Annotated in this window: 19 protein-coding genes; 6 read left to right on the forward strand and 13 right to left on the reverse strand. The window is 60.3% G+C overall.

Annotated elements, in window-relative coordinates:
- Window positions 1-138: 138 nt before the first annotated feature.
- From ileS to ACR0IP_RS10140, 5 genes are all read right to left on the reverse strand, one after another.
- Window positions 139-3,051, reverse strand: coding sequence for an isoleucine--tRNA ligase (gene ileS / locus ACR0IP_RS10120; protein ID WP_480525325.1), 2,913 nt, complete (start codon window positions 3,049-3,051; stop codon window positions 139-141).
- Window positions 3,052-3,267: 216 nt separating this feature from the next.
- Window positions 3,268-3,978 (reverse strand): VIT1/CCC1 transporter family protein, encoded by a 711-nt coding sequence (locus ACR0IP_RS10125; protein WP_480525326.1) that lies wholly within the window; start codon window positions 3,976-3,978, stop codon window positions 3,268-3,270.
- Between the two features lie 59 nt (window positions 3,979-4,037).
- Window positions 4,038-5,027: a YcjF family protein gene (locus tag ACR0IP_RS10130; protein WP_170377765.1), complete on the reverse strand. Its 990-nt coding sequence runs from the start codon at window positions 5,025-5,027 to the stop codon at window positions 4,038-4,040.
- Window positions 5,020-5,475, reverse strand: a complete 456-nt coding sequence (locus ACR0IP_RS10135; protein WP_170677002.1) for a GNAT family N-acetyltransferase — start codon at window positions 5,473-5,475, stop codon at window positions 5,020-5,022. Before ACR0IP_RS10135 ends, ACR0IP_RS10130 begins: the two co-directional genes overlap by 8 nt.
- Window positions 5,472-6,887, reverse strand: coding sequence for a YcjX family GTP-binding protein (locus ACR0IP_RS10140; protein ID WP_170677000.1), 1,416 nt, complete (start codon window positions 6,885-6,887; stop codon window positions 5,472-5,474). Before ACR0IP_RS10140 ends, ACR0IP_RS10135 begins: the two co-directional genes overlap by 4 nt.
- 107 nt (window positions 6,888-6,994) lie before the next feature.
- On the opposite strand from ACR0IP_RS10140, the gene truA reads away from it, so the two are divergent.
- Complete coding sequence (truA, locus tag ACR0IP_RS10145; RefSeq protein ID WP_170676998.1) at window positions 6,995-7,759, forward strand: tRNA pseudouridine(38-40) synthase TruA; 765 nt, start codon at window positions 6,995-6,997, stop codon at window positions 7,757-7,759.
- A gap of 6 nt (window positions 7,760-7,765) precedes the next feature.
- Here the strand turns inward: truA and ACR0IP_RS10150 are convergent, their stop codons facing one another.
- The 4 genes from ACR0IP_RS10150 to ACR0IP_RS10165 form a co-directional block, all read right to left on the reverse strand.
- Window positions 7,766-8,725 carry a HoxN/HupN/NixA family nickel/cobalt transporter gene (locus ACR0IP_RS10150; RefSeq protein ID WP_170676996.1) on the reverse strand — a complete coding sequence of 320 codons (960 nt, stop codon included), beginning with the start codon at window positions 8,723-8,725 and terminating at the stop codon, window positions 7,766-7,768.
- A complete protein-coding gene (locus tag ACR0IP_RS10155) occupies window positions 8,710-9,336 on the reverse strand; it encodes a DUF1007 family protein (RefSeq protein WP_480525329.1) in 627 nt (208 codons plus the stop codon). The genes ACR0IP_RS10150 and ACR0IP_RS10155 overlap by 16 nt, the downstream gene beginning before the upstream one ends.
- 94 nt (window positions 9,337-9,430) lie before the next feature.
- The gene (locus ACR0IP_RS10160) at window positions 9,431-10,234 is read right to left on the reverse strand and encodes a thioesterase family protein (RefSeq protein ID WP_480525331.1); all 804 of its coding nucleotides are present in this window, start codon (window positions 10,232-10,234) and stop codon (window positions 9,431-9,433) included.
- Between the two features lie 8 nt (window positions 10,235-10,242).
- Window positions 10,243-11,478 carry an acyl-CoA dehydrogenase family protein gene (locus ACR0IP_RS10165; protein WP_480525333.1) on the reverse strand — a complete coding sequence of 412 codons (1,236 nt, stop codon included), beginning with the start codon at window positions 11,476-11,478 and terminating at the stop codon, window positions 10,243-10,245.
- 126 nt (window positions 11,479-11,604) lie between these two features.
- On the opposite strand from ACR0IP_RS10165, the gene ACR0IP_RS10170 reads away from it, so the two are divergent.
- Entirely contained in the window at window positions 11,605-12,540 is a 936-nt protein-coding gene (locus ACR0IP_RS10170) for a 2-hydroxyacid dehydrogenase (protein ID WP_480525335.1), read from the forward strand.
- A 6-nt stretch (window positions 12,541-12,546) separates the two neighbouring features.
- Here ACR0IP_RS10170 and ACR0IP_RS10175 read toward each other — a convergent pair whose 3' ends face one another.
- Window positions 12,547-12,897 (reverse strand): hypothetical protein, encoded by a 351-nt coding sequence (locus tag ACR0IP_RS10175; protein ID WP_170377750.1) that lies wholly within the window; start codon window positions 12,895-12,897, stop codon window positions 12,547-12,549.
- A 210-nt stretch (window positions 12,898-13,107) separates the two neighbouring features.
- Between ACR0IP_RS10175 and ACR0IP_RS10180 the strand changes: the two genes are divergently transcribed.
- The 4 genes from ACR0IP_RS10180 (at window position 13,108) to ACR0IP_RS10195 (ending at window position 20,607) form a co-directional block, all read left to right on the forward strand.
- On the forward strand, window positions 13,108-13,431 hold the full coding sequence (locus tag ACR0IP_RS10180; RefSeq protein WP_170554748.1) for a hypothetical protein: 324 nt from the start codon (window positions 13,108-13,110) through the stop codon (window positions 13,429-13,431).
- A gap of 54 nt (window positions 13,432-13,485) precedes the next feature.
- A complete protein-coding gene (locus ACR0IP_RS10185) occupies window positions 13,486-14,472 on the forward strand; it encodes a type I glyceraldehyde-3-phosphate dehydrogenase (RefSeq protein WP_475218580.1) in 987 nt (328 codons plus the stop codon).
- A gap of 253 nt (window positions 14,473-14,725) precedes the next feature.
- The gene (locus tag ACR0IP_RS10190; protein ID WP_480525338.1) at window positions 14,726-16,531 is read left to right on the forward strand and encodes an autotransporter assembly complex protein TamA; all 1,806 of its coding nucleotides are present in this window, start codon (window positions 14,726-14,728) and stop codon (window positions 16,529-16,531) included.
- Window positions 16,528-20,607 carry a translocation/assembly module TamB domain-containing protein gene (locus tag ACR0IP_RS10195; RefSeq protein WP_480525340.1) on the forward strand — a complete coding sequence of 1,360 codons (4,080 nt, stop codon included), beginning with the start codon at window positions 16,528-16,530 and terminating at the stop codon, window positions 20,605-20,607. Before ACR0IP_RS10190 ends, ACR0IP_RS10195 begins: the two co-directional genes overlap by 4 nt.
- 5 nt (window positions 20,608-20,612) lie before the next feature.
- Here ACR0IP_RS10195 and ACR0IP_RS10200 read toward each other — a convergent pair whose 3' ends face one another.
- The 3 genes from ACR0IP_RS10200 to fdhF form a co-directional block, all read right to left on the reverse strand.
- Window positions 20,613-21,149, reverse strand: a complete 537-nt coding sequence (locus tag ACR0IP_RS10200) for a thioesterase family protein (protein WP_480525342.1) — start codon at window positions 21,147-21,149, stop codon at window positions 20,613-20,615.
- The gene (locus ACR0IP_RS10205; protein WP_480525344.1) at window positions 21,146-21,931 is read right to left on the reverse strand and encodes a cyclase family protein; all 786 of its coding nucleotides are present in this window, start codon (window positions 21,929-21,931) and stop codon (window positions 21,146-21,148) included. Before ACR0IP_RS10205 ends, ACR0IP_RS10200 begins: the two co-directional genes overlap by 4 nt.
- 110 nt (window positions 21,932-22,041) lie before the next feature.
- The gene (gene fdhF, locus ACR0IP_RS10210) at window positions 22,042-24,828 is read right to left on the reverse strand and encodes a formate dehydrogenase subunit alpha (protein WP_480525346.1); all 2,787 of its coding nucleotides are present in this window, start codon (window positions 24,826-24,828) and stop codon (window positions 22,042-22,044) included.
- Between the last annotated feature and the right edge of the window lie 11 nt (window positions 24,829-24,839).

Genomic DNA, 24,839 nt, shown 5'->3' on the forward strand with positions numbered 1-24,839 from the left:
GAGCGAAGGCTGCCAGCCTTTGCAGGCAAAGCGCAACCCATAACGCGCCGCGCCCGCCTCTTCTTCTGTTTAATAAATACCTCGGAGCGCGAGGCAGAGCCTCGCGAAAGACTCCGTCCACCGCACTCAACAGGTACTTCAGCTCAGTGCTTCATCGCAGCGCCCACAGACGCCCGCATGACTATGCCGTCCCACGTCGGGCAGAATCTTCCAGCACCGCTGGCATTTGTCGCCTTCCGCCTTTTCGAATACCACACCAACGCCTTCAATCTCGGGCACGCGGAAGGCTTCGGCCGGGGCCGGATCCTTGGAGACCGTCAAGCCCGAGGTGATGCAAAGATCGTCCACATCAAAACTCGCCAACAGCGCAACAGTGTCCTGATCTTCGACATGCACAATCGGAGCAGCCTCCAGGCTGGATCCGATCACCTTATCCTGACGCTGAACCTCTAGCGCTGCCGTCACAGCGCGACGCACGCGGCGGACCTTGGCAACGGCCTCTTCCAACTCGGCATCACGCCAATCCGCCGGTGTCTCCGGGAAATCCACCAGATGGACCGAACTGTCGTCGCTTGGGAACCGCTCCAACCAGACCTCTTCCATGGTGAACACCAGAACTGGCGCCAGCCATGTGGTCAGGCGGTGGAACAGGATATCCAGCACGGTGCGCGCAGCGCGGCGACGCAGGCTGTCGCCATCGCAATACAGCGCGTCCTTGCGGACGTCGAAGTAGAAGGACGACAAATCAACCGTGGCAAAGGTGAAGACCGCGCTGAAAACGCCTTGGAAATCGAACTCTGCGTAGCCTTTTCTTACCTGCTCATCCAGATCCGCCAAACGGCTGAGGACCCAGCGTTCCAGACGCGGCATATCTTCGGGCGCGACACGGTCGGCTTCAGTGAAGTCGGCCAGCGAACCCAGCATGAACCGCATGGTGTTGCGCAGACGGCGATAGCTGTCAGCGGTGCCCTTCAGGATTTCCGGTCCGATCCGCTGGTCGGCGGTATAGTCGGTTTGAGCCACCCACAGGCGCAGGATATCGGCGCCGTATTGCTTGACGACCTCCTCCGGCACGATGGTGTTGCCCAATGATTTGGACATCTTGTTGCCCTTGGCATCCAGCGTGAAGCCATGGGTCACCACATTGCGGTAGGGCGCACGGCCCTTGGTTCCGCAAGCTTGCAGCATCGACGAGTGGAACCAACCGCGGTGCTGGTCGGTGCCTTCCATATAGACATCGGCGATGCCGTCTTCGGTGCCGTCCTCACGGTCGCGCAGAACGAAGGCGTGGGTCGAGCCGGAGTCGAACCACACGTCCAGCACGTCGAACACCTGATCGTAATCCTCAGGGTTGGCGATGCCATCCAGCACCTGCTCTTTGAAGCCTTCAGTGTACCAGATATCCGCGCCGTCTTTCTCGAACGCCGCTTTGATGCGCGTGTTGAGGTCCGCGTTGCGCAGCAGGTAATCCGCGTCGGTGGGCATAGCGCCCTTCTTTGTGAAGCAGGTCAGCGGAACACCCCAGGCGCGCTGACGCGACAGAACCCAGTCCGGGCGCGCCTCGATCATCGAATACAGACGGTTGCGGCCTGTCTGCGGCGTCCATTTCACCAGCTCGTCGATGGACCGCAGGGCGCGTTCGCGGATGGTGTCGCCCATCTCACCCATGCCATCGTCCAGCTTGCGGTCAACGGATGCAAACCATTGCGGCGTGTTGCGATAGATGATCGGAGCCTTCGAGCGCCACGAATGCGGATAGCTGTGCTTGATCTTGCCACGCGCCAGCAACCCGCCAACCTCGACCAGCTTGTCGATGACCGCTTTGTTGGCGTCACCCTCACCGCCCTTGCGGGACAGAATGTATTTGCCACCAAAGAACGGCAGATCGGCGCGGAACGAGCCGTCGTCCATCACGTTATAAGTGATGACCTGCTCGAGCATGCCCAGATCGCGATAGAGTTCGAACTCCTCCATCCCGTGCGACGGCGCACAGTGGACGAAGCCGGTCCCTTCGGTATCGGTCACGAACTCAGCGGCGCGGAAGTCGCGGATGTCATCCCATTCACCGTTGCCGCCCTCGGCGCCGGCCAGTGGGTGGGTCAGTTGGACACCTGCCAGCTCATCGCTGGTCACGTCACGGACGCGGGTCCACTGGTCGTCGTTCAGACGCGCGCGGCCCAGCACATCCGCGGCCAGATTGTCAGCCAGCAGGAACTTGTCACCAACGGCGGCCCAGCATTCCTCGGGCGCGCCGATGACTTCGTAGAGGCCGTAAGAGATGTCCTTGCCATACACGACCGCCTTGTTCGACGGCATGGTCCAAGGGGTCGTGGTCCAGATCACAACAAATGCGTCATTCAAATCACCGGCATTCACGACCTTGAACTTCACCCAGATGGTGAAGCTTTCCTTGTCGTGATACTCAACCTCGGCCTCGGCCAGAGCGGTCTTTTCGATGGGCGACCACATAACCGGCTTCGAACCCTGATAGAGCGTGCCGTTCATCAGGAACTTCATAAACTCGTCGGCGATCACCGCCTCGGCATGGTAGTCCATCGTGATGTAGGGATCGGGCCAGTTGCCAGTGATGCCCAGGCGCTTGAACTCTTCGCGCTGGATGTCGATCCAGCCTTCTGCGAACTTGCGGCACTCCTGACGGAAGTCGACGATGTTCACCTCGTCCTTGTTCTTGCCCTTCTTGCGGTACTGTTCCTCGATCTTCCATTCGATGGGCAGACCGTGACAGTCCCAACCGGGCACATAGCGCGCGTCGAAACCCATCATCTGATGCGATCGCACGATCATGTCCTTGATCGTCTTGTTCAGCGCGTGGCCGATATGGAGGTGACCGTTCGCGTAGGGTGGGCCGTCATGCAGGGTGAAAGGCTTACGGCCTTCTTTCTCGCGCAGGCGGTCGTAGACGCCGATCTTTTCCCAACGCTCCAGCCATGCTGGTTCGCGCTTGGGCAATCCAGCGCGCATGGGGAATTCGGTCTTGGGTAGGTTCAGCGTGTCTTTGTAGTCGGGTGTCTGGATCGTGTCGGCGCACATTGGGGGCGTCCTTTGGATGATCTGGTCGTACTAGGATCGAAGCGGTCGGTGCGAAGTCTCAAACACCTTTGCCCGGCGTCTCAAAGGGTCAGAGCGCCGGGGATATAATTCGAATAATGATGGCCATCTGGTCATGCATGGGGGCGCTTATAAGCCGCCCATGCCCGATGGTCCAGAGGCTCCGCCCTATGCGACGAATGGCGCTACATCATCGGGCTAAGGGTGAAACAACGACCCCACGAAATAGGCAATCATGGCCGCTGCACCGCCGATGGCAAACGTCTCCAGCCCCGAGCGCCACCACGGAGTCAGCGACCACCGGCTTTTCAGCGCTCCGATGGCAAAAAACACCCCCATGGTCATGCAGACAGAGAGAGTGAAAGCGTTGTCCAGAGCCAGCAGAAACGGCAGCAGAGGAACCATCCCGGCCACCAGAAAGGCCAGAAACGTGGCCATCGCAGCCTTCACCGGATGCGGATCGACGCTGCCAAGCCCGTATTCGCCCTCGATCATCAGGTTGATCCAGTTTTCGCGGTCCGCGGTGATAGCCTCTGTCGCATCCTCCAACACCTGTCCGGACAAACCCTTCTGCGCAAGGATCTCGCGCACCTCATCGCGCTCGCCATCCGGGTAGAGCGCGATGTGACGCTTTTCGATTGCTCGAATGCGTTTGATATTGTCCAGTTCGGCCTTGGTGCCCGAATAGTTGCCAACGGCCATCGAAAACCCGTCGGCCAGCACATTGGCCAAGCCCAGAGCAACAATTACGAACGAGGACAACCCGGCGCCTAAAACGCCTGCGACAATCGCGAATGTGGTGACCGAGCCATCGATGCCGCCGTAGACGATGTCACGCAAAACGCCCCGCCCGGGCGGGTCACTTATTCTCTGTTCGATTTCCTGCTGGCTGTGACCGTGATCTGTCATGGCTCGCTTTCTGTCACATTCACTGTGACGAATTGCATGCCATCCCGCCTTGCGTCAGATCAAGTCTTACTGAACAGCCCCTGCAACGCCCTTTTGATCATTGTGCGGACCGACGGTTTGTGACGATCTGAGAAGGGCAAGGGTCGACACACTTCCATCGCGGCCACCCCGACGCGGGCGCTAAGGGCACCGTTCACCAACCCTTCGCCAAAGCGTCGCGACAGTTTACTGAGGACCGATCCACCCAGAACAGGCTCCAGCAGATCGTCGCCGACGGCCACCGCACCGGTCGCCACGAGATGCACGAAAACGGCGCGCGTCAGGCGCCAGCTTCCCAGAAACCCGGCCCGCCCACCATAAATCTCGGCCACCCGCCGGATCATTCGCAACGAGGCCGCAAGGGCCGTGACCACATCCGCAAGGGCCAGGGGCACCAAGGCCGTGACCGTAGCCACCTGCCGGGCTGCTGCCTCAACCTCACGGCTTGCGGCGGCGTCCAACGGGGCCAGCAGTTCATCCTCGGCCAAAGCCAACAGGCCAGAGGCGTCGAATTGTTCTGACATACGTTCGGACAGCCGATCACGGCCCCATTTGGTCTCATCCCGGCCTTTGTAGAAGGCAATCAGGCGGGTCGTGACCGCGCGCGCCTTGGTCAGATCAGCATCCGCCAAGGCCTCATCCGCTGCGCGGCGCAATCCGTCAACGCGGGACAGGCGGCCAATTGCAGCCAGTTCCCGGACGGCGATGATCAGCGCAACAAGGACCAAAGCTGCGATCAAACCGGTGACAACCCAGCCCAGAATGGGCGCGCGTGCGATCAGCGAGGTCGCGAAATCCCATGCGGCGACCGAAATCGCAGCCCCGACTACCGCCAGCGCCAACCCCCAGAACCAACGCGCCAAGGCTGAGGGTTTGCGGGCGGCAAATCGCGCCGCGCTTTGCATAGCCTGCCCTTGAGGTACCGCCAGATCAGGCACCGGAGGGGCCTTGGCCACGTCGGCGGCGGGCTCATCTGTTTCGAGGTCGATCAGGACCGGGCCTTTAGCCATTCTCTGCCCCTTCACTACGCCAGACATATTTGATGTCAGGCAGGTTTTCATCGTTGTCCGCCCCGTCGCTTCGGGCGACCTCGGCAAAGCCGTTGCGTTCATAGAACCTGCAAGCGCCGGTGTTGGCCTGAAATGCAAACAGCGTCAGCCGCGAGTGCTGCGCCTTCGCATGATCGAGCAACCGCTTGCCGATCCCCTGCCCGCGCGCAGCAGGCGTCAAGTACAGGGAATGCACATCCGTTCCGTTCAGGGCCAAAAATCCAACCACTGTGTCCGAGACCTCAGCGACTGTAACCCAGCTTTGATCAATCATACGGCCGCAAAATGCGATGGTCTCAGCGCAACTGTGGAGGTCGGGAATCCAGTCATTCTCACGCGAAAACCCGTGCAAGATTTCCCCGGTTGCACCGGCATCGGTGCTGCGGGCGGGGCGGAGGGTAACCGTCACAGCCGGTCTCCGATCAGGAACTGCGCGGCGCGGTCCAACCGGATATGCGGCGGGCCGTCGCCCGGGCGTAGCGTCAACTGGGCCGGGGCGAAAGCCATGAAACCATAATCATCGCCAAGCCACGCCTCGGCCCCGTTTCGGGCCGGGCCGAGCAGATGGGATGGATCATTCGGCAGCTCTCCGGGGTAGAAGGCAGCTTGTTTGCCACTGTTCAATAGTGTTCCCCGAACGCAGGGCAATTCCGTTCCGTTGTGGTTGCGCATTTCTTCGGTCGTGGCGCGCAGCGAGGCCAGCGACAGGGCTGCCGTTTCAGCACCAGCGAAGCTCGCCCGATCCCGTGCTTCACGGGTCAGGGCCTCCATGATCGCGGTCAGGCGCGGGTGTTGCGTGTGGTGCAGATGGTCGGCTTTGGTGGCTGCAAACAGAATGCGTTCAACCCGTTTGCCCAGCAACAACTGGCTGAGCCACGCGTTGCGCCCCGGACGGAAGGCCGAGAGGATATCGCCCATGGCGCGGCGCATATCCTCGACCGCTTGCGGGCCTTTGTGGATTGCGCCCAACGCATCGACCAGCACAACCTGACGGTCGATGCGTGAGAAATGATCGCGGAAGAAGGGCTTCACCACTTGAGATTTATAAGCCTCATAGCGCCGCTCCATCTCGCGCTGCAGGGTGCGACGGCGCGAGGGTTCGGACACAGGCAAAGGCGCAAAAGTCAGAACCGGAGAGCCTGCCAGATCGCCCGGCAACAAAAAACGACCCGGCGTGCAGTCGTAGAAACCAGCGTCCCGCGCGGTGTTCAGATAGGTCGTGAACGCAGCGGCCAGAGCCTGCGCGGTCGGCTCGTCATGCGTTGCCGTCAGATCGGTGCCACGAGCCTGCGCCAGAAACTCGGCCGCCTCGGGACGGTTTACGATGCGCGACAGCGTCTCCTGCGACCAGTCCGCGTAGGATTTGTCCAGCAGCGCGAGGTCCAGAAGCCACTCGCCGGGATAGTCCACGATGTCCAGATGAACGGTGCGCGGTCCCTGAAGCCCTGCCAGCAATCCGGCCGGTCGCGCCTTGAACGACAGGCGCAGCTCGGACACGGCGCGTGTGCTTTCGGGCCAGTGCGGTTGTGGGCCTGTGAGGTCGGAGAGGTGAGATTCGTAGTCGAACCGCGGGACCGTGTCGTCTGGCTGCGGTTGCAAGTAGGCCGCGTTGATGCGCCCCTCTTGCTGCGCAACCAGGCCGCTCATGCGGCCCCGGTCCAGCAGGTTTGCCACCAGCGACGTGATGAAAACCGTCTTGCCTGAGCGCGCCAGACCGGTGACGCCCAGACGGATGACAGGCTCGAAAAACGTCTCGGACACGCTGTCGCCGATGGATTCGACGCCGCGCACAAGACTGTCTGCCAGGGATGAGATGACCAAATTGTCGCCCCGCAATAATCGTTTCGCCCAAGATAGGTAGCCGCTGCCGGACATGCCAGCGCTTTCGCCCCCTTGCCCGTTTGCGCGTCGCGCGCTACCAGCGGCCCATGCCCAGATATGCTTTGAAAGTCGAATACCAAGGGGAGCCGTTTGCCGGATGGCAACGCCAGAAAGAGCTGCCCTCGGTGCAAGGGGCCATTGAGCACGCCCTATCCCGCATCCAGCCGGGCGATCACACCATTGCTGCCGCAGGGCGCACCGATGCGGGTGTGCATGCGCTGGGGCAAGTGGCGCATTGCGATCTGGTCAAGGAGTGGGATCCGTTCCGCCTGTCCGAGGCGTTGAACTATCACCTCAAGCCGCAGCCGGTGGCGATTGTACAGGCTGCTCGGGTCGATGATGACTGGCACGCGCGTTTTACGGCGGCTGAACGTCAATACCTGTTCCGCATTCTAATACGCCGCGCGCCTGCGACCCATGACAAAGGGCAGGTTTGGCAGATCAACCATCAGTTGGATGTCGAGGCTATGCAGGCGGGCGCGAATATGTTGATCGGGCGGCATGATTTCACCACTTTCCGATCCTCAATCTGTCAGGCGGCTAGTCCGGTGAAAACTCTGGATGAGTTGCGGGTGGAGCAGGTGCAGGGCTTCTCTGGCCCCGAGGTGCATTTTCACGTGCGCGCTCGGTCATTCCTGCACAATCAGGTGCGCAGCTTTGTGGGAACGCTTGAACGTGTTGGCGCGGGGACGTGGTCGCCCGAGGATGTGCGCGACGCGCTAGAGGCCGAAGACCGTGCCGCCTGCGGGCCGGTTTGCCCGCCGCAAGGGCTGTATCTGGCGCGGGTTGGCTATCCTGATCCGGTTTTCTAGATCGCTTTAAATCGCGCGCAACAACAGACCGCTTGCAATCACGACAATCACAAGCCCTGCCACCAGTTCGATGGTCGGGGCCAGTATCGACGCAAATCGGGTGGCCGAGGCCGAGGCAAGCAACCCACCCCGCAGGCCAAAGGACGTCCAGCCGACCAGCGTTGTGACAGTCGCGGTGCCCAGCGCCATCGCGAAAGCTCCGGCAATTCCGACCATGGCGATTCCCATCTGCCAGGTCAGGATCAGCACGAACAATGCCCCAGTACAGGGGCGCGCAGCGATGCCCGCGATCAGCACGAGCGCCTCACGCAGTGACCCGACATTGGCGACCTCTTCCGCGCTAGGGCCATGGCGATGGCCGCAATCCGAGCAAACGTCATCATGGTGATGATGGTGGTGCTCGTGTTCCTCATGGTGGTGGTTGTGGTGATGCCCATGCTCGTGAGAATTCCCCTGCGCGGCATCGCTACGGGACCGTCGCGCGAAGCTGCGCATCCCGCGAAAAACCAGCCACAAACCAATGGCCGCGATGGCAGCATAACTAATCGGCGCCATAACCTGCTCGGTCGTGCCCACAAGCGTCTCACGTGACAACTGGAAAATCAGCACCCCAGCATAGACCAGAACAACTGCTGTTACGGCCTGCCCGAGGCTCGACAGCACGCTGATCGCCGACAAGCGCCAGAAGGCGACCTGACGGCCCAGACCGTAGCCTCCGATCAGGACCTTGCCGTGCCCCGGACCAATGGCATGAAAGAACCCGTAGGCGAAACAAACTGTCAGCAGAGTTGCCACGGCCTGAGGTTGTTCGGCTCGGGCCGCCCGAAGGGCACGCGCGATCTGATTCTGAAATTCTCGCTGTTCGCCAGCCGCCCAGGCAGCAAGGCTGTCAAACCCGCCGCTGCCCCAGAACCACAAAAGCAGGCCACAGGCGATGGCAACGGGAACAATCAGGTATTTGGACATGAAATCAAAATCTCGGTCGCAAAGCTTTCGCCGACAAGCGGGATATCGTTTTCCTCAAGATCGTATTCTGCATCGAGGGTCAGCAGAAAGGCCTGCATCTGCGCCAATTGGCCGTCGATATCCGGATCAATCCGTTCGAGCAGACAAGTTGCCGGGCCGGACACGATGACAGGGCGGGTGACGTCGTAGGCGGTGTAATAGGTTTCATCGAAGGCCTTTGCCGAAATCGCTTCGGCCGGGATAGAACCGCCCTCGACGGCGCGCAGATGAGTGGTGACGATGCGACCATCCTCGGTCGTGGCATGCGGCTCCAAGGGGCCGGACAAGGCAACCGGGGCACCGGCAGCGGTCACAACCAGATCGCCGTTGTAGCCTTCCATCCATTGCGCATCAAAACCGGTCAGGAACTGCTGCTCACTTTCGGTCAGCGCGCCGTCGCCATCCTGATCCAACCTCATGTCCTCCAACTGTAGCAGGGAGAACAGCTCATCATAGGCCCAGGTCACGCGGACATGGGTTAGTTGTCCGGCTTCGTCCACGATGAACTCCAACCCCGTGTCAATAAAGACATGTGGGTGGGCCAAGGCCGGGATCGGTAGGCAGCAGGTCAAGAATGGGAACAACCATCGCATAAGGGCAAGATAGGCGTCGAAGTACGCATCGGCAATGCGATTTACGGTCTCGATGCAGAAACTGGCCGACCGATCACTTGGGCGGGAAAAGAACGATCGTTTGCAGGGCTGTCCCAACGGGTCCCTGCCTATCATGCAGCACCGACTGAGACATCCCGATCCCCGAGGGCTGCCAATGCGAAATGGATTGAGAGGCCAACCAGTCCGAGGTGGGCTCCCGGTGGATGTTGATGGTCAGATCGGTGTTCATGAACCCCATCTCAGCCGTTGGGGCATTCCATGAGATTCCATTGCCGCAATCCCCCAAGGCACAGAGCGATTGGATGGGGGATTGCACCTCGCCCTCCAACAGGTTCGGGGTCCGCATCCACACGGTTTTCGGCCCTACTCCGTGCCTGTCCCCCGCCCCGTATCTGATGTCGCTATAATGTGCGAATCCGGGCAGGTCATGCCGCAGCTCTCCGATTGGGAAAGGACCTTCGACCGCATCTTCGAAGCGCAGTGGCGGCGTTTTGACATTGGCCACATCACCCAAATCCCGCCGCACCACATGCATCGTGGTTGCCGTTGCACAGAGGGTGTCGTCCAGATCATGCACCGTCACCCGTGTGGTCGCGAGCGTTCTGGTATGGCGCGTGGTCTCAGCCGCCACGCGCAGCCCGGCAAGAGGCAAAGGACGCAGCAAATCGACGGTCAAGCGAGTCAGCATCTTCTCGGGCCCGACCTCGGTTTCAGCCGCGCGCACGATCAGGCCGCTCACCGGACCTGCGTGACAATGCTCCGCCGACCAAGGACCGCGCGCCGGGTCATTGCCAACTAAAGCCCCGTCCCCTCGCTGACGAAAATAGGAGAGATCTTCGAAATCATAGGCAGCCATCCTGGGCGTCAGACCTTTTCTTGAGTGTATTTCCTAAGCTCCGCACGCGCGACCTGACGGCGATGAACCGCGTCCGGCCCATCCGCGAGGCGCAATGTGCGGACATGGGTCCAGGCATTGGCCAGCGGGGTATCCTGACTGATCCCCTGCGCCCCGAACATCTGTACCGCTTCGTCAATCACTTTCAGCGCGACCCGAGGCGCGATCACCTTGATCTGGCTGATCCATGGCGCCGCCGCCCGCGCGTCACCCTGATCCATGTACCACGCTGCTTTCAGGCACAGCAGGCGGGCCATTTCAATCTCCATCCTGCATTCGGCGATGATGTCGCAATTAGCCCCAAGCTGCGCCAGCTTCTTACCGAACGCCTCACGCTGCAGCGACCGTTTGCACATCTGCTCAAGCGCGCTTTCGGCCTGCCCGATGGCGCGCATGCAGTGGTGAATGCGGCCCGGTCCCAACCGGCCTTGCGCGATTTCGAACCCACGACCTTCACCAAGCAGGATGTTTTCCGCGGGGACGCGAACATTGGTGAACCGGATGTGCATATGTCCGTGGGGTGCATCGTCGTGGCCATAGACCTTCATTGGCCGTAGGATCTCGATCCCCGGCGCGTCAGCCGGCACCACGATCATGGACTGGCGCTGATGCTTCGGCTGATCTTCGCCCCCTGTTTTGACCATCACGATGTAAACCTTGCAGCGCGGATCACCTGCACCCGAGGACCACCATTTCTCACCGTTCAGAACATAGTCATCCCCGTCCCGCACACAGGACATCGACACATTTGTGGCGTCGGATGAGGCCACGTCCGGCTCGGTCATCAAATAGGCTGAGCGAATCTGACCTTCGAGCAGAGGCGTCAGCCACTGCTCTTTCATCTTCTCGGTGCCGTAACGCTCAAACACCTCCATGTTTCCGGTATCGGGGGCCGAGCAGTTGAATACCTCGGCCCCAAGAGGCGTCTTGCCCATCTCTTCAGCGAAATAGGCGTATTCAACCGTTGTCAGACCAAAGCCCTTTTCGCTGTCGGTCAGCCAAAAATTCCAAAGCCCGGCCGCTTTGGCCTTGGCTTTCAACCCCTCAAGAATTTCCGCCTGACGGTCGGTATACTGCCAACGGTCACCCTTGCCGATTTCGGCCTGATATTCCTCTTCCAGCGGCATGATCTCGTCGCGGATCATATCTGCGACGCGCTGCAAAAGGGCGCGGTTTTCCTCGCGCAGACCGAATGACATGTTCATGAACGCTCCTCCGTTGCCCATCGGTTCGGGCTTTACCTTCGCTTGAAGAATGGCTTAGCTGCCCGGACCCTGTCCAGTTCCGTGACGGAACGTCACCTCCATCTATTTCCAATACATGAGGCACCCATGGCACTTTTGATCGAAACCGGCCTGTCCAACTGGATCAGCGATGCGGATTTGGCCAAAGAGGTCCTGCACCAGTCGCCCGACGCTGATGTCCGCACCCCAGACACGATCGGGAATCCAACTGAAATCACCATGGTGGCGGTCAGCACGCTGCAGGATGCGCATATTGAGCGCCTGCCCAACCTCAAACTGGTGCAGAAACTGGGCGCTGGCGTGGAAACCATCGTAGGCAACCCCAAATTGCCCGATCATATCCGCGTCGCACGCCTGAGGCCGGACGCTCCGGCACAAGAAATCGCCGAGTGGTTTCTGGCCCATATCCTGCGCGCCCAACGCCATTTAGGAGACTACGAAGCCGCTCAGCGCCGGTCCGAATGGTCGCCCAAAGCGCCGCGCATCACGTCAGACACAAAGGTCGGTGTACTGGGGCTTGGCACGATCGGCACGCGCGCGGCCCTCATGCTAAATGGCCTTGGCTTTCAGGTCATGGGATGGAGCCGGTCACCCAAGCAAATTGACGGCGTGACCTGTCTGCACGGTCAGGACGCGCTTCCCGAGCTACTAGGTCAGTGTGACTACGTCTGCGCCATCTTACCCTCGACCCCGCAAACCGTTGGACTGTTTGGTGCCGACATATTGGCGGCGATGAAGCCCGCCAGCCATCTGCTAAACGCTGGGCGCGGCGATCTGATCGACGAGACCGCATTGATCGCTGCATTGGACGCGGGCACGCCCGGCCATGCCGTTCTGGATGTCACCTCTCAGGAGCCTTTACCGCAGGACAGTCCTCTTTGGCAGCATCCCGGCGTGACGATCACGCCGCATGTATCGGGCTGGCATCTGGGGGACGCTCTTGCAGATGTGGCCAGGAATTTCGAACGGCTATCCTCGGGCCAGCCGCTGCTACACGAGATCGACCGAGGCAGAGGCTATTGAAGCGAATCAGGGCGTCAGCAACCAGTTCCCACTGGCGTCCTTGCACCGGCGCGTTCGAATCTGTCGGTTCTGCTCATCTCCGCCCGGTTCAACGGAATGCTGCAACGAGACACAATTCCCCTGTACCGCAGCGATACGCACGGTGCCTTTCGAACCAGTTGCATCATTGGTCCATGCGCGCTCTTGCCCAACGGACGGAGCGCCGCTGGTCAACAACGCGGTCGAGGCCGCGCTCAGCACTTCGAAATCCTGCGGGCTGAGGCCCATTTCCGCAATAATCCGCGACAGAGGCTTGGCCTGAACCGCCCCAACCGTCAGAACTACAGCTGCCAAAACCAAAGAAATCCGGGCTTTCATCTGTGCCTCACATGACTGAAATGAATTTGTCCTCAAGGATATACCCCAGCGCGGGCCGGGCCAAGCCCCGAGCGGTTGCACCTTCAGAAAATCCAAATTTAGCGTCTGAAACGCGTAAAGGTTCTGCGAATTTGACCCAAAAGGGTTCACAGCAGCGACTAAATCTGGTGAAATCAGGGAAATTCTCATTTGAATGTAGGAGTTTGCATTATGACCCTGCGCCTGCCCCTTCTGGCCCTCGCCGCGGCTGCCACTTTGACCGTCGCGCCAAGCGCCCCCGCCGTCGCCAAGGAAGAGACCAAGTCGGTCGTGGTTCTCAGCCGCACATGGGCGGTGACCCAAGTCGCCGAAGAGCCGGTGATCTATCGCGCCACGCGGGACAACAACAACCTCAACCCGTTCGGCCCGCCACCGCGCCTGCGGACCCTGCAGGCCATTGCTGCAATTCAGCAGGCCACTGGCTGCAGACCCATCGTGGCCAGCATGTATCAGAACATCTCGGGCCAGTTTTTCTCGCAGGTTAGCTGCAACTGAAATTGGTACAATACTTTCATTGAGGTCGCCTGAGACGCCTGCCATAGCTTGCGCATGAAACTCGCGATCAATGGATTCGGCCGAATTGGCCGCACGATCCTGCGGCAGGTTCTGGCCATGCCGCAAGGATCGGATATTGAGTTGGTGCTGATCAACGACATCGCACCGCTGGCAACCTGTGCTTACCTGTTCAAATACGACAGCACCTTCGGCCCCTATGCCGGGGACGTCTCGGAGGGAAACAGCGCACTGGTCGTGGATGGGCAGTCCATCCCCATGACCCACAGCTCTGATCTGGCGAATATCGACCTGTCGGGCGTCGATGTCCTGCTGGATTGCACCGGTATCGCGCGGACATCCGACGTGGCACAGCGTGGATTGGCCGCTGGGGCGGGCAAAGTGCTGATCTCCGGCCCCTCTCCTGCCGCCGAGGTGACCGTGGTCCTTGGCGCCAATGAGGATCAACTGGGCGGCGCTCATGTCGTCTCGAACGCGTCCTGCACCACCAACGGGCTGGCGCCTCTTGTCCGGGTTCTGGATGACATCGGCGGGATCACCACGGGGCACATGACGACCATCCATTGCTACACAAACAGCCAACCGATGGTGGATGCCCCACGAGGCGATCTTGCCCGCTCGCGCGCAGGCGCGCTGTCGATGGTCCCAACCACTTCAAGCGCGATCCACCTAATCGACGTCGTGCTGCCCCATCTGTCGGGTCGCATCTCAGGCGCGGCGGTACGGGTGCCAACGGCCAGTGTTTCGGCCATCGACCTGATCGTCACGCTGGACCGCAGCCTTGACGCAGAGGCCTTCGACACAGCTATGCGCGATCAGGTCAGCGCGTCGCCGGTTCTAGGATGGACCGATATGCCGTTGGTCTCCTCCGATCTGCGCGCCCGTCCCGAGTCGCTGGTCATCGCTGGACCAGAGACCCGCATGGTCGGCGCGAACCAGGTCCGCGTCTTTGGCTGGTACGACAATGAATGGGGTTTCTCCGCACGTATGCTGGACGTCGCCCGCCTTATGACCGCCGCCTGACCCGTCGCAACCGCAGCGCGCCCCGCGCGCTGCCTGGCCCAACCGGGTTGGGTGCATCTACGATGCGACCAAACCGGGCGGGAGCCGCCCCAAGCCGTCGACCCCGACGCAACACAACTGCGGACCTTATTCACTAGCCACACATCAAAAGCCTTTTCCTGAACGGCCTCAAATGCTCTAACATGAATTTAATCGACCGCGATCCGACAGCGCGGTCGAATAGTATTCGAGTTGAGGCAGTTGGAGCCATTTGATGCAGGGCAGCAGACCGCAACGCCGTCTGACAGGTTGGCTTTTGGCCGCAATGACAGCTTTGGCCCCAACCGGCCTGTTGGCCCTCGAAACCAGTCTCGTCGCTCCAGAGGCCTCAAAAGAGTTAAGAGAACGCATCGAGGAAACCTCGTCCGTCACGACCGCTGACTCCCGTGGTCTGGACACACCTCTCGAAATCCTCTCGGCCGCCCTGTCCGATTATCGCACCATTGTTCAGATTCTGTACGACGAGGGCTATTTCAGCCCGGTGGTCAGTATCAAACTGGACGGCAAAGAGGCCGCAGACCTCAGCACCCTGAGCGTTCCCGCGCAAATCAACCGCGCCGTGATCACCGTCGAAACTGGCCCAAGCTTCCGGTTCGGCAAAGCAATCGTACAGCCCGTTGCACCGGACACGGTGCTGCCGGAAGAGTTCGCGCCGGGCAAACTGGCCACTACAGGGACAATCCAACAGGCAACCTCGGCCGGGTTGCAGGGGTGGAGAGACGCTGGTCACGCAAAGGCCGAACTTGCGAACCAAACCATCATCGCCCGCCATGCGCAGGCCCAACTGGACGCACAGATTGATCTGGACCCGGGGCGTCGCCTGACTTTCGGCAGAATGTTCATCAAGGGCAACACTGACGTCAAACACCGTTCTATCGAAGATATCGCGGGCTTCCCAAGTGGTGAGGTGTACTCTCCGGCCAAAATCCAGAAAGTCGGCACGCGTTTGCGCCGGACTGGTACGTTCAGCGTCGTCTCGATAACAGAGCGCGAGACCCCCAACCCCGATGGAACGCTGGATTTCGATGCCACCTTCGAAGACCTGCCCAAACGCCGCCTGACCTTCGGGGTCGAACTGGCCTCGCGCGATGGGTTGGATGTGACGGCCACATGGACCCACCGTAACGTCTTTCGCCGGGCTGAGCGGCTACGATTTGAAGCCGCTCTGCGCAACATAGGTGGGGCCGAGGATTTGGACGGGCGGATCGGTCTAAGACTGGACCAACCCGACCGACTAGGACCCGATGACAACACGTTCTGGAACGCTCTGCTAGAACGACGCAACACGGAAAACTACAACGTCACCGTCGCCTCACTGGCCTATGGTGCGCGGCGCACGTTTTCAGACAGGCTCTATGCCGAAGCGTCTGTCGGTTTTCAGTGGTCCGATGCCGATGACGCCTACGGAGATGGGCGAAAATTCCGATACTTCATAATCCCCTTTCGGTCAGAATGGGACGAGCGCGATAGCAAGATCAGCGCGACACGCGGGTTTTACCTAGACGCGCAGGCCACTCCCTTCGCCGGGCTCTCCGGAACCGAAAGTGGCATTCGCCTCTTCGGAGACGGACGGGCCTACACCAGTCTGGGTACTGGCGGAAAACTGGTCTTGGCCGGGCGCGTTCAAATCGGGTCAGTCATCGGCCCGTCAGCGGATGGGGTAACGCCGGACTTCCTGTTCTTCTCGGGCGGTGCGGGAACTGTTCGCGGGCAACCGTTTGAAAGCCTCGGTATTCCGGTAGGCACCGGCATCGCAGGTGGCAAATCGTTTCTGGGCTTTTCCGGCGAGGTACGCGGCAAAATCACCGAAAGCCTGTCGCTGGTCGGGTTCTACGACTACGGTACCGTGGATACATCTTCGTTCATCGGCAGCGATGCCGAAAATCACGCCGGTGCCGGTCTGGGTGTGCGCTATGATCTGGGCGGATTCGGACCACTACGCTTTGATCTGGCCTACCCGGTTCAGGGCGATACAGGCAACGGGCTGCAATTCTATATCGGGATTGGACAGGCATTTTGAAACGCTACCTCGCATATCTGCTGCTGATCGGCACGCTGATCTGTGTGCCCCCAACCCTGCACGCCCAAGAGGACGAAGGCGGCAGCATGATCGAGCGGTTCTTGCAGGACACGCTGTCAGGTGATGATCAGAACGTCACCGTCAAAGGCCTGCAAGGCGCGCTGAGTTCCCGCGCCACCATTGCCGAGATCACAGTGGCCGATGATGAAGGTGTCTGGCTGACCATCAAGGATGCCGAGCTTGACTGGAACCGCCTGGCACTGATCCGGGGGCGCTTCTCGGTCAACGCGTTGACCGCACAGGAAATCGACATCGCCCGTGCCCCTGGCACCACAACCAAGGAGGCTCCGGCCCCTTCGGCTGAGACCACACCGTTCCAACTGCCTGAACTGCCCGTCGCGATTGAAATCGGAGAGCTTCGGATTGATGAGCTGGCCTTGGGCGAGCCTTTGATCGGCGTTGCCGCTGACCTGAACGTCACCGGCAACTTGTCGCTGGCCGATGGAACATTGGATACCAGCCTTGATATCACCCGCCTTGACCGCGCCGGAGACGAAATCAGCCTCAAAGCCGGCTTCCAGAACGCCAGTAGCCAGATTGACCTGGACCTGAGCGTTGTCGAAGCCTCCGGCGGCCTCATCTCAACCGCGCTGAATATCCCCGACAGCCCTCCCATTGGTTTGACGGCCAAAGGCTCTGGCCCAGTTACAGACTTCACCGCAGATATCAGTTTGAGCAGTGACAACCAGCCGCGTGTGTCGGGTCAGGTGCGTCTGCGTGCCGCCGAAAGCGGTGCAGCGGATGGGATCGCGTTCACCGCCGATCTGGGCGGTGACCTGACGCCCTTTGTCGCCAGCGATATGGATGTGTTCTTTGGCTCCGACACGCGCCTCTTTGTCGATGGCCAGACCCAGCCGGAAGGCGCGCTGAACATCAGTGATCTGGAATTTACGTCTCAGGCGCTGAAACTGGAAGGCCAGTTAGAGCTAGCCTCGGGCGGCACCTTGCAACTGGCCGCTCTGCAGGGCCGCATCACCCCACCTGAGGGCGACAAGGTGGTCCTGCCCGTCTCGGGCGGAGGGACGTCGATCGAAGCCGCGCAAATCTCGGCCCTGTTCGACCAGAAGAACGGCAATCTGTGGGACCTGAGCCTGACAGCCAATGGGTTGACCACAGACCAGATCAGCCTGCGGCGCGCGCAAATTGCGGCTCAGGGGAGCTTGGAACAGGGGGATGCCCTCAGCGTGGATGGTGACCTGCAAGCCGCGCTTGACGGCTTAGATCTGTCCGACCCCGCCCTGAACACCGCGATAGGCGACAGAATCACGCTGGACGGCGTGTTCGAATATGGCAGCGACCAAACGCTGAACCTATCCGGGTTTGAGTTGATCGGGGCGGACTACACACTTGATCTCGACGCGCTGATCAGCGGGCTGACCAGCGGCCTGAACATCGACGGTTCGGCGAAGCTTGACGCCTCCGACCTTTCGCGGTTCTCGGATCTGGCCAAGCTTGACCTCGGCGGAGAGGTCTCGGCCACCGTCGAAGGCAGCGGGTCGCCACTAGAGCGCAGTTTTGACGGGAAAGTCACCGTCAAAGGCAGCGATCTTTCCACGGGTCGAGACGACATCGATCCGGTGATCACGGGCGAGACCACGATCACGCTGGATGCAAAACGCGGCTCGGACGGTGTGACAATCCGGGACTTCACATTGATCGCAGATGCCGCCCGGGCTCAGGCTGCAGGAACTGTGACCACGCCCGAAGGGAACCTGTCCATTGACGGGCAAGCTACGGTCAGCGCCCGAGATTTGTCGGTTTTCTCAGGCCTCGCCAAGCGTGATCTGGGCGGTTCGGTACAGGCCAGTCTGGACGGCAAGGGCACAGTCCAAACGCTGGAGTTTGACGGCACGGCCAGTGTGACCGCGCGGGATATTAAGACCGGGATGGATGATCAGGATCCGCTTCTGGCCGGGCAGACCTCAATCGAATTCGACGGAGCCTTGTCGCAAGAGCAGATCGAGATTCGTCAGGCCACGATCAACGGGCGTGCTCTGACGGCTGAAGTCGCTGCGACGATCACCGACCCCACTAGCGATCTGGCCGTCGACGGGCAGGCCAAGGCGAACGTGCCCGACCTATCGCTGTTCTCAGGCCTTGCAGGGCGTGATCTGGCCGGGTCTGTGAAGGCCGATATGCAGGGCAAAGGCGCTATGGGCAGCAAGCTGTTCGATGTGCAGGGCACGGTCGAGGCCAATGACATCCGCACTGGGATCGACCAGTTGGACGCGCTGGTTTCGGGTCGCACGACTCTGAACGTGGATGCCGAAAACACTGACGCCGGTATGAACATCCGCACGTTCCGGCTAAACGGGACGGCGCTGACGGCAAATGCCTCGGGCCAGCTTGATCGCGAAGCAGGCGGGCTGAACTTTTCGGCGATGCTGGATGACCTCAGCCGCCTTTCCACTACGTTGTCCGGTCCTTTGAAACTGGATGGCAATGTCGCGCCTACTCAGTCGGGGCTCGAAGGCACCGCGCGCCTGCAAGGGCCTGACAGCTCGTATGTAAACGTTGTCGGAACGGTTGAGACGGATGGCTCGGCAGATCTGGACTACGAGGCCAAGTTCAACCGGATCGAACGCTTTGTGCCGGACTTCCCCGGCACAGTGACGGCCGAAGGCACTGCGAAACGCGACAATGGAGTCTGGACGATTTCCTCAAACGCGACAGGGCCCGCGGATCTCAGCACCGAGCTGTCCGGAACGTTCGATGAGGGTACGGGTCTGGCAGATGTAACCGCCCAAGGTGGGATCAATCTGGGTATCGCCAATGCATTCATCACGCCCAACAAGATCGAAGGCTCAGCCCGATACAATCTGGCGCTCAAGGGTCAACCCGGGCTGGAGGCACTGTCGGGTACAATCACAACCTCGGGCACGTCCTTTGCGATCCCGACTGCAGGTCAAACTATCACAGGGATTGGCGGGTCGGTCGATCTGACCCAAGGCCGTGCCACGATATCGATGAACGGGGCCATGCGTGCTGGAGGAGGATTCACTGTCAGCGGACCCGTCGACCTGACCCCGCCATTCAATGCTCAGATCACAACGACGTTGAACAACCTCGTGCTGACCGACCAGTTGCTCTACGAGACCACGCTGAACGGTCAAATCGTGCTGGCGGGCGCTCTGACAGGCAATAGCAGCCTCGCGGGGCAGATCACATTTGGCGAAACCAACATCAACCTCGCCGCTGCATCGGGCGCCGTCGGCGCAGCTCCGATCCCCGAAATACAGCATATCAACGAAAGCCGCCTGGGCTATGTCACTCGCGAACGGGCGCAACTGATCCCCAAGGAAGAGCAAAGCAAAAGCAACTCGCGCATTGCGCTGGATATTAGCCTGCTGGCCCCAAAAGCCGTCTTTGTAAGGGGGCGCGGCGTGAATGCGGAACTGGGCGGGAACATCTCAATCGGCGGCACAACGACATCGGTTGTCCCTTCGGGTCAGATCGAACTGCTGCGCGGCAACCTGGACATTCTGGGGCGCAGGCTAACCCTGACCAAAGGGATCGTCACGCTGCAAGGGGACCTGACGCCCTATATCGAGTTCGAATCATCGAGCAGCACATCAGACGGAACCGCCACGATCGAGATCGCCGGACCTCTGGATTCACCCGAAGTCAATGTTTTCTCAGACCCCGAACGCCCGACCGAAGAGGCGCTGGCCATGCTGTTGTTTGGCAACCGGTTCTCGGAACTCTCACCTTTTGTCATCGCACAGATGGCGGCTTCTCTGGCACAACTTAGCGGGGCCGGCGGCGATGCGACCAAGGGCCTGCGGGACTCGACCGGTGTTGACACGGTGGATATCGGTGCGACCGAAGGCGGCGCGGGCCGCTTTGGCGCAGGAGCATATCTTGGGGACAATCTTTACACGGATTTCACCGTCAACACAGACGGCGATACCGAGGTAAACCTGAATCTGGACGTTACGGACAGCTTCACTGTCCGGGGCACCGTTGACGGGCGCGGAGAAACCGGGATCGGGCTGTTTTTCGAGCGCGACTACTAACCAGACTACTTTCGGCGAATACCAATCGGTTGGCCGATTTCCGGTACCTGAGGAAGCGCCTTGTGATCGGAGACCATCCGCGCCAGCCGCCTGACCGCCCAATCCGGATAAGGCGCAGACCGCCCCGTCTCGTGGCTGACATTCATGAACAGCACCTCTTGCGTTGCACACACCTTTTCATCCGGCATAGAGACCATCTGCCCGAAATAATGCCCTCGTTTCTGATCTGCATCCAGCAGCCGAAACCTAAAGTGGATCGTCATGTCCGAAGTGACCTCACGCAGGAACTGCATATGCGACCGCAGCACATAAGGCCCCTGCCCCATCGCGGCGACCTGTGGCTCACCCAGACCCAGATGATCGACCAGCAAACGTTCAAAGGCCATGTCGAACGCAACGCCATAGTAGCCGACGTTCATATGCCCGTTGTAGTCGATCCAGCCCGGCTGCAAGGCAAAGCCGTGGATTTCGATCGGTGCATCATACGGGCCATCATGGCCGCCAAGGGGTTGTGTATCTTGCGACATGTTGGTGATTTTCACTCCTCGGGGTCCTCAAAGATCGCGACGGCGCGGATGAACCCGGCTGACGCGCCTTTGATCTTGAAGGGAAAACAAGAAATCTCAAACCCCGTCGCTGGCAGGGTTTCGAGATTGGTTAGCTTCTCCATGTGGCAATAGCCGATCTCCATCGAGGCGCGGTGCCCCTCCCAGATGATCGAGGCATCTTTGGTTTCCGCATATTCCTGTGCGGTCAACGGGAAGGGCGCGTCCCAACTCCAGGCATCCGTGCCTGTGACGCGCACGCCGCGTTCTGTCAGATAAAGGGTTGCTTCGCGCCCCATGCCGCAGCCCTTCATCAGATAGTCGGGCTGACCATATTGCGTCCCGGCAGAAGTGTTGACGACCACGATATCCAACGGTTTCAGCGTATGCCCGATCCGTTTCAGCTCGGCCTCGACATCCGCTGCTGTGACCACATAACCATCCTCGAAATCGCGAAAATCTAGTTTAACGCCGGGGTTCATGCACCACTCCAGCGGCACCTCATCGATGGTGATCGCCCGCTCACCTTTGTCCATTGTGGAATGATGATGATAGGGCGCGTCCAGATGGGTCCCGTTATGGGTCGCGATTTGCAATCGCTCAATAGCCCAACCCTCTCCGCCAGGTAGGTCATCCTTTTGCAGGCCGGGAAAGAACGACATGACCTGCTCGGCCGTTTGATCGTGGCTCATGTACTCGATCTCAGGCAGCATGATCGGCGGGTCCGATACGATGCCGGTTTCCAGTGGAACAGACAAATCGACGAAACGGCGGGGCATCGGCAACTCCATCATGAATGATGTTGACAGGGTTGGTCGCGTGTAAGCCGCTGTCAAGACGCGAAAAAGGCGACCCAATGGGCCGCCTTTTCGAGTGTCTGGAGTGGAGTTTACTCTGCCGCGATAGCGTCTTCGATCTTCTCGACCCGGATCGCCGAGAACTTGAACTCGGGGATTTTGCCATAGGGGTCGATGGCCGAGTTCGTCAGAATGTTCGCCGCTGCCTCAACATAGGCAAACGGGATGAACACCATATCTTCGGCAATCGCACGGTCGGCACGAACCATGATCTCGATCGAGCCACGACGTGTGGTCAAGCGGATCATCTCGCCCGGTTCTATCCCCATCAGTTTCAGCGTCCGCGGGTTCATCGAGCAGTTCGCCTCTGGCTCAACCGCGTCCAATACCTTGGCGCGACGAGTCATCGACCCAGTGTGCCAATGCTCCAGCTGGCGGCCGGTGGTGGCTATCATCGGGTATTCGTCATCAGGGGCTTCATCCGGCGGGATGACGCTGGCCGGAGTGAACCGGGCCTTGCCGTCCGCACGTGGGAAGCCGTCACCGAACACAATCGCCTGACCCGGGTCTGTCTCGGAAAGAGACGGATAGGTGATGGTCTCGGTCTCCAGACGTTCCCACGTGATGTTGTTGAGCGAGTTCATCGTCAACTTCATCTCGTTGAACACCTGCGACACATCAGTGTAGTCCCAATTCAGCCCGATGCGCTGCCCAAGCTCGACGGTGATCTTCCAATCCTCACGCGCCTCACCCGGAGGGGTCACGGCCGGACGTACACGCTGGACCTGACGGTTGGTGTTCGACACGGTGCCGTTCTTCTCATAGAGCGCCGAGGCAGGCAGGATGATATCGGCGTAGTTCGCCGTTTCCGTCAGGAAGATATCCTGCACGATCATCAGCTCCAACTTGGCCAGAGCGTCGCGGGCGTGACCAACATCGGGGTCGGACATGGCCGGGTTTTCACCCTGGATATACATCCCCTTGATGTTGCCCGCATAGGCCTGATCAATGATCTCGGTGACGGTCAGGCCCTTCTCGTTCGAGAAGTCACGCTCGTCATTCCATACACTGTTGAACTTGGCGCGAATGTCATCATCCATGACCGACTGGTAATCCGGCAGGAACATAGGGATCAGACCGGCGTCTGAGGCCCCCTGCACGTTGTTCTGACCCCGCAGAGGGTGCAGACCAGCACCGGGTTTGCCGACATTGCCGGTCATCAGCGCAAGGCTGATCAGGCAGCGAGAGTTGTCGGTGCCGTGTATGTGCTGGCTAACGCCCATACCCCAGAAGATCAGACCGGCCTTGGCCTGTGCAAAAGTGCGCGCGACGCGGCGCAGCTGCTCGGGTTCGATGCCACAGATGGGCGACATCGCCTCGGGCGTGAACTGGCGCAGATGCTCTTTCTCGGCTTCCCAGTTCTCTGTCCAGCGGTGGATGTACTGGCTGTCATAGAGCTCTTCCTCGACGATCACGTTCATGATCGCGTTGAGCATCGAGACATCGGCCCCCGGACGGAATTGCAGCATTTCTTCAGCAAACTTGCGCATGCCGACGCCGCGCGGGTCCATCACGATCAGCTTGCCGCCGCGTTTGGCGAACTGCTTGAAATAGGTCGCCGCAACGGGGTGGTTCTCGATCGGGTTCGAGCCGATGATGATCGCCACGTCCGCGTTTTCGATCTCGTTGAAGGTCGCGGTCACCGCGCCCGAGCCGACGTTCTCGATCAGGGCCGCAACGGACGACGCGTGGCACAGACGGGTACAGTGATCGACGTTGTTGTGGCGGAACCCCTGACGGATGAACTTCTGGAACAGGTACGCTTCTTCGTTGGTGCATTTGGCCGAGCCAAAGCCTGCAACGCTGCGCGGGTCTTCTTCACGCAGGGCCATCAGCTTGGTGGCGGCCAGATCCATCGCCTCTTCCCACGTCGCTTCGCGGAAATGGGTCGACAGGTTGCCCGGATCGACGTTCAGACCCTTGGCTGGTGCGTCTTCACGCCGGATCAGCGGCTTGGTCAGGCGGTGCGGGTGGTGGATGTAGTCAAAGCCAAAGCGGCCTTTGACACACAAACGGCCTTCGTTGGCGGGGCCGTTGATGCCCTCGACATATTTGACCTTACCGTCCTTGACCTTCAGCGAGACCTTGCAGCCCACACCGCAGAACGGGCAGACGCTTTCGGTTTCAGAGTCGTAATCCTTGCTGTCACCCTTCTGCTGGTCGTTCAGCACGGTGGCCGGCATCAGCGCGCCGGTGGGACAAGCCTGAACGCACTCACCACAGGCGACACAGGTCGAATCGCCCATCGGATCGTTCTGGTCGAACACCACCTGAGCCGTATGGCCGCGACCGGCCATGCCGATCACGTCATTCACCTGCACTTCACGGCAGGCGCGGACGCAGAGGTTGCAGTTGATACACGCGTCCAGATTGACACGCATGGCAACGTGGCTGTCATCTAGCAGCGGGATCTTTTCGGCCTCTTTCGCCGGGAACCGGCTCTCGCTGACGTCGCTCAGCTTTGCCATGTCCCAGAAGTGGCTGGAGGCGTCATGGGCTTCTTCCGGCTGATCGGCGACCAACAGTTCCATGACCATGGCGCGCGATTTCTCAGCCCGGTCGCTGTCGGTCTTGACGACCATACCGTCTGCGGCAGGGCGGATGCACGAGGCGACGAGCGTGCGCTCGCCTTCCACCTCGACCATACAGGCGCGGCAGTTGCCGTCCGGGCGATAACCCGGCTGCGGCTTGTGGCACAGGTGCGGGATGGTGAACCCCTGGCCCTTGGCGGCTTCCCAGATGGTCCAGCCCTCGGGCACGGTGACATCTTCGCCGTTCAGGTTGAAGGTGACGGTCTTGGTTGGGCTTGCGTCTAGCATGGCTCTGTCTC

This window comes from Ruegeria sp. AL11, assembly GCF_056540865.1.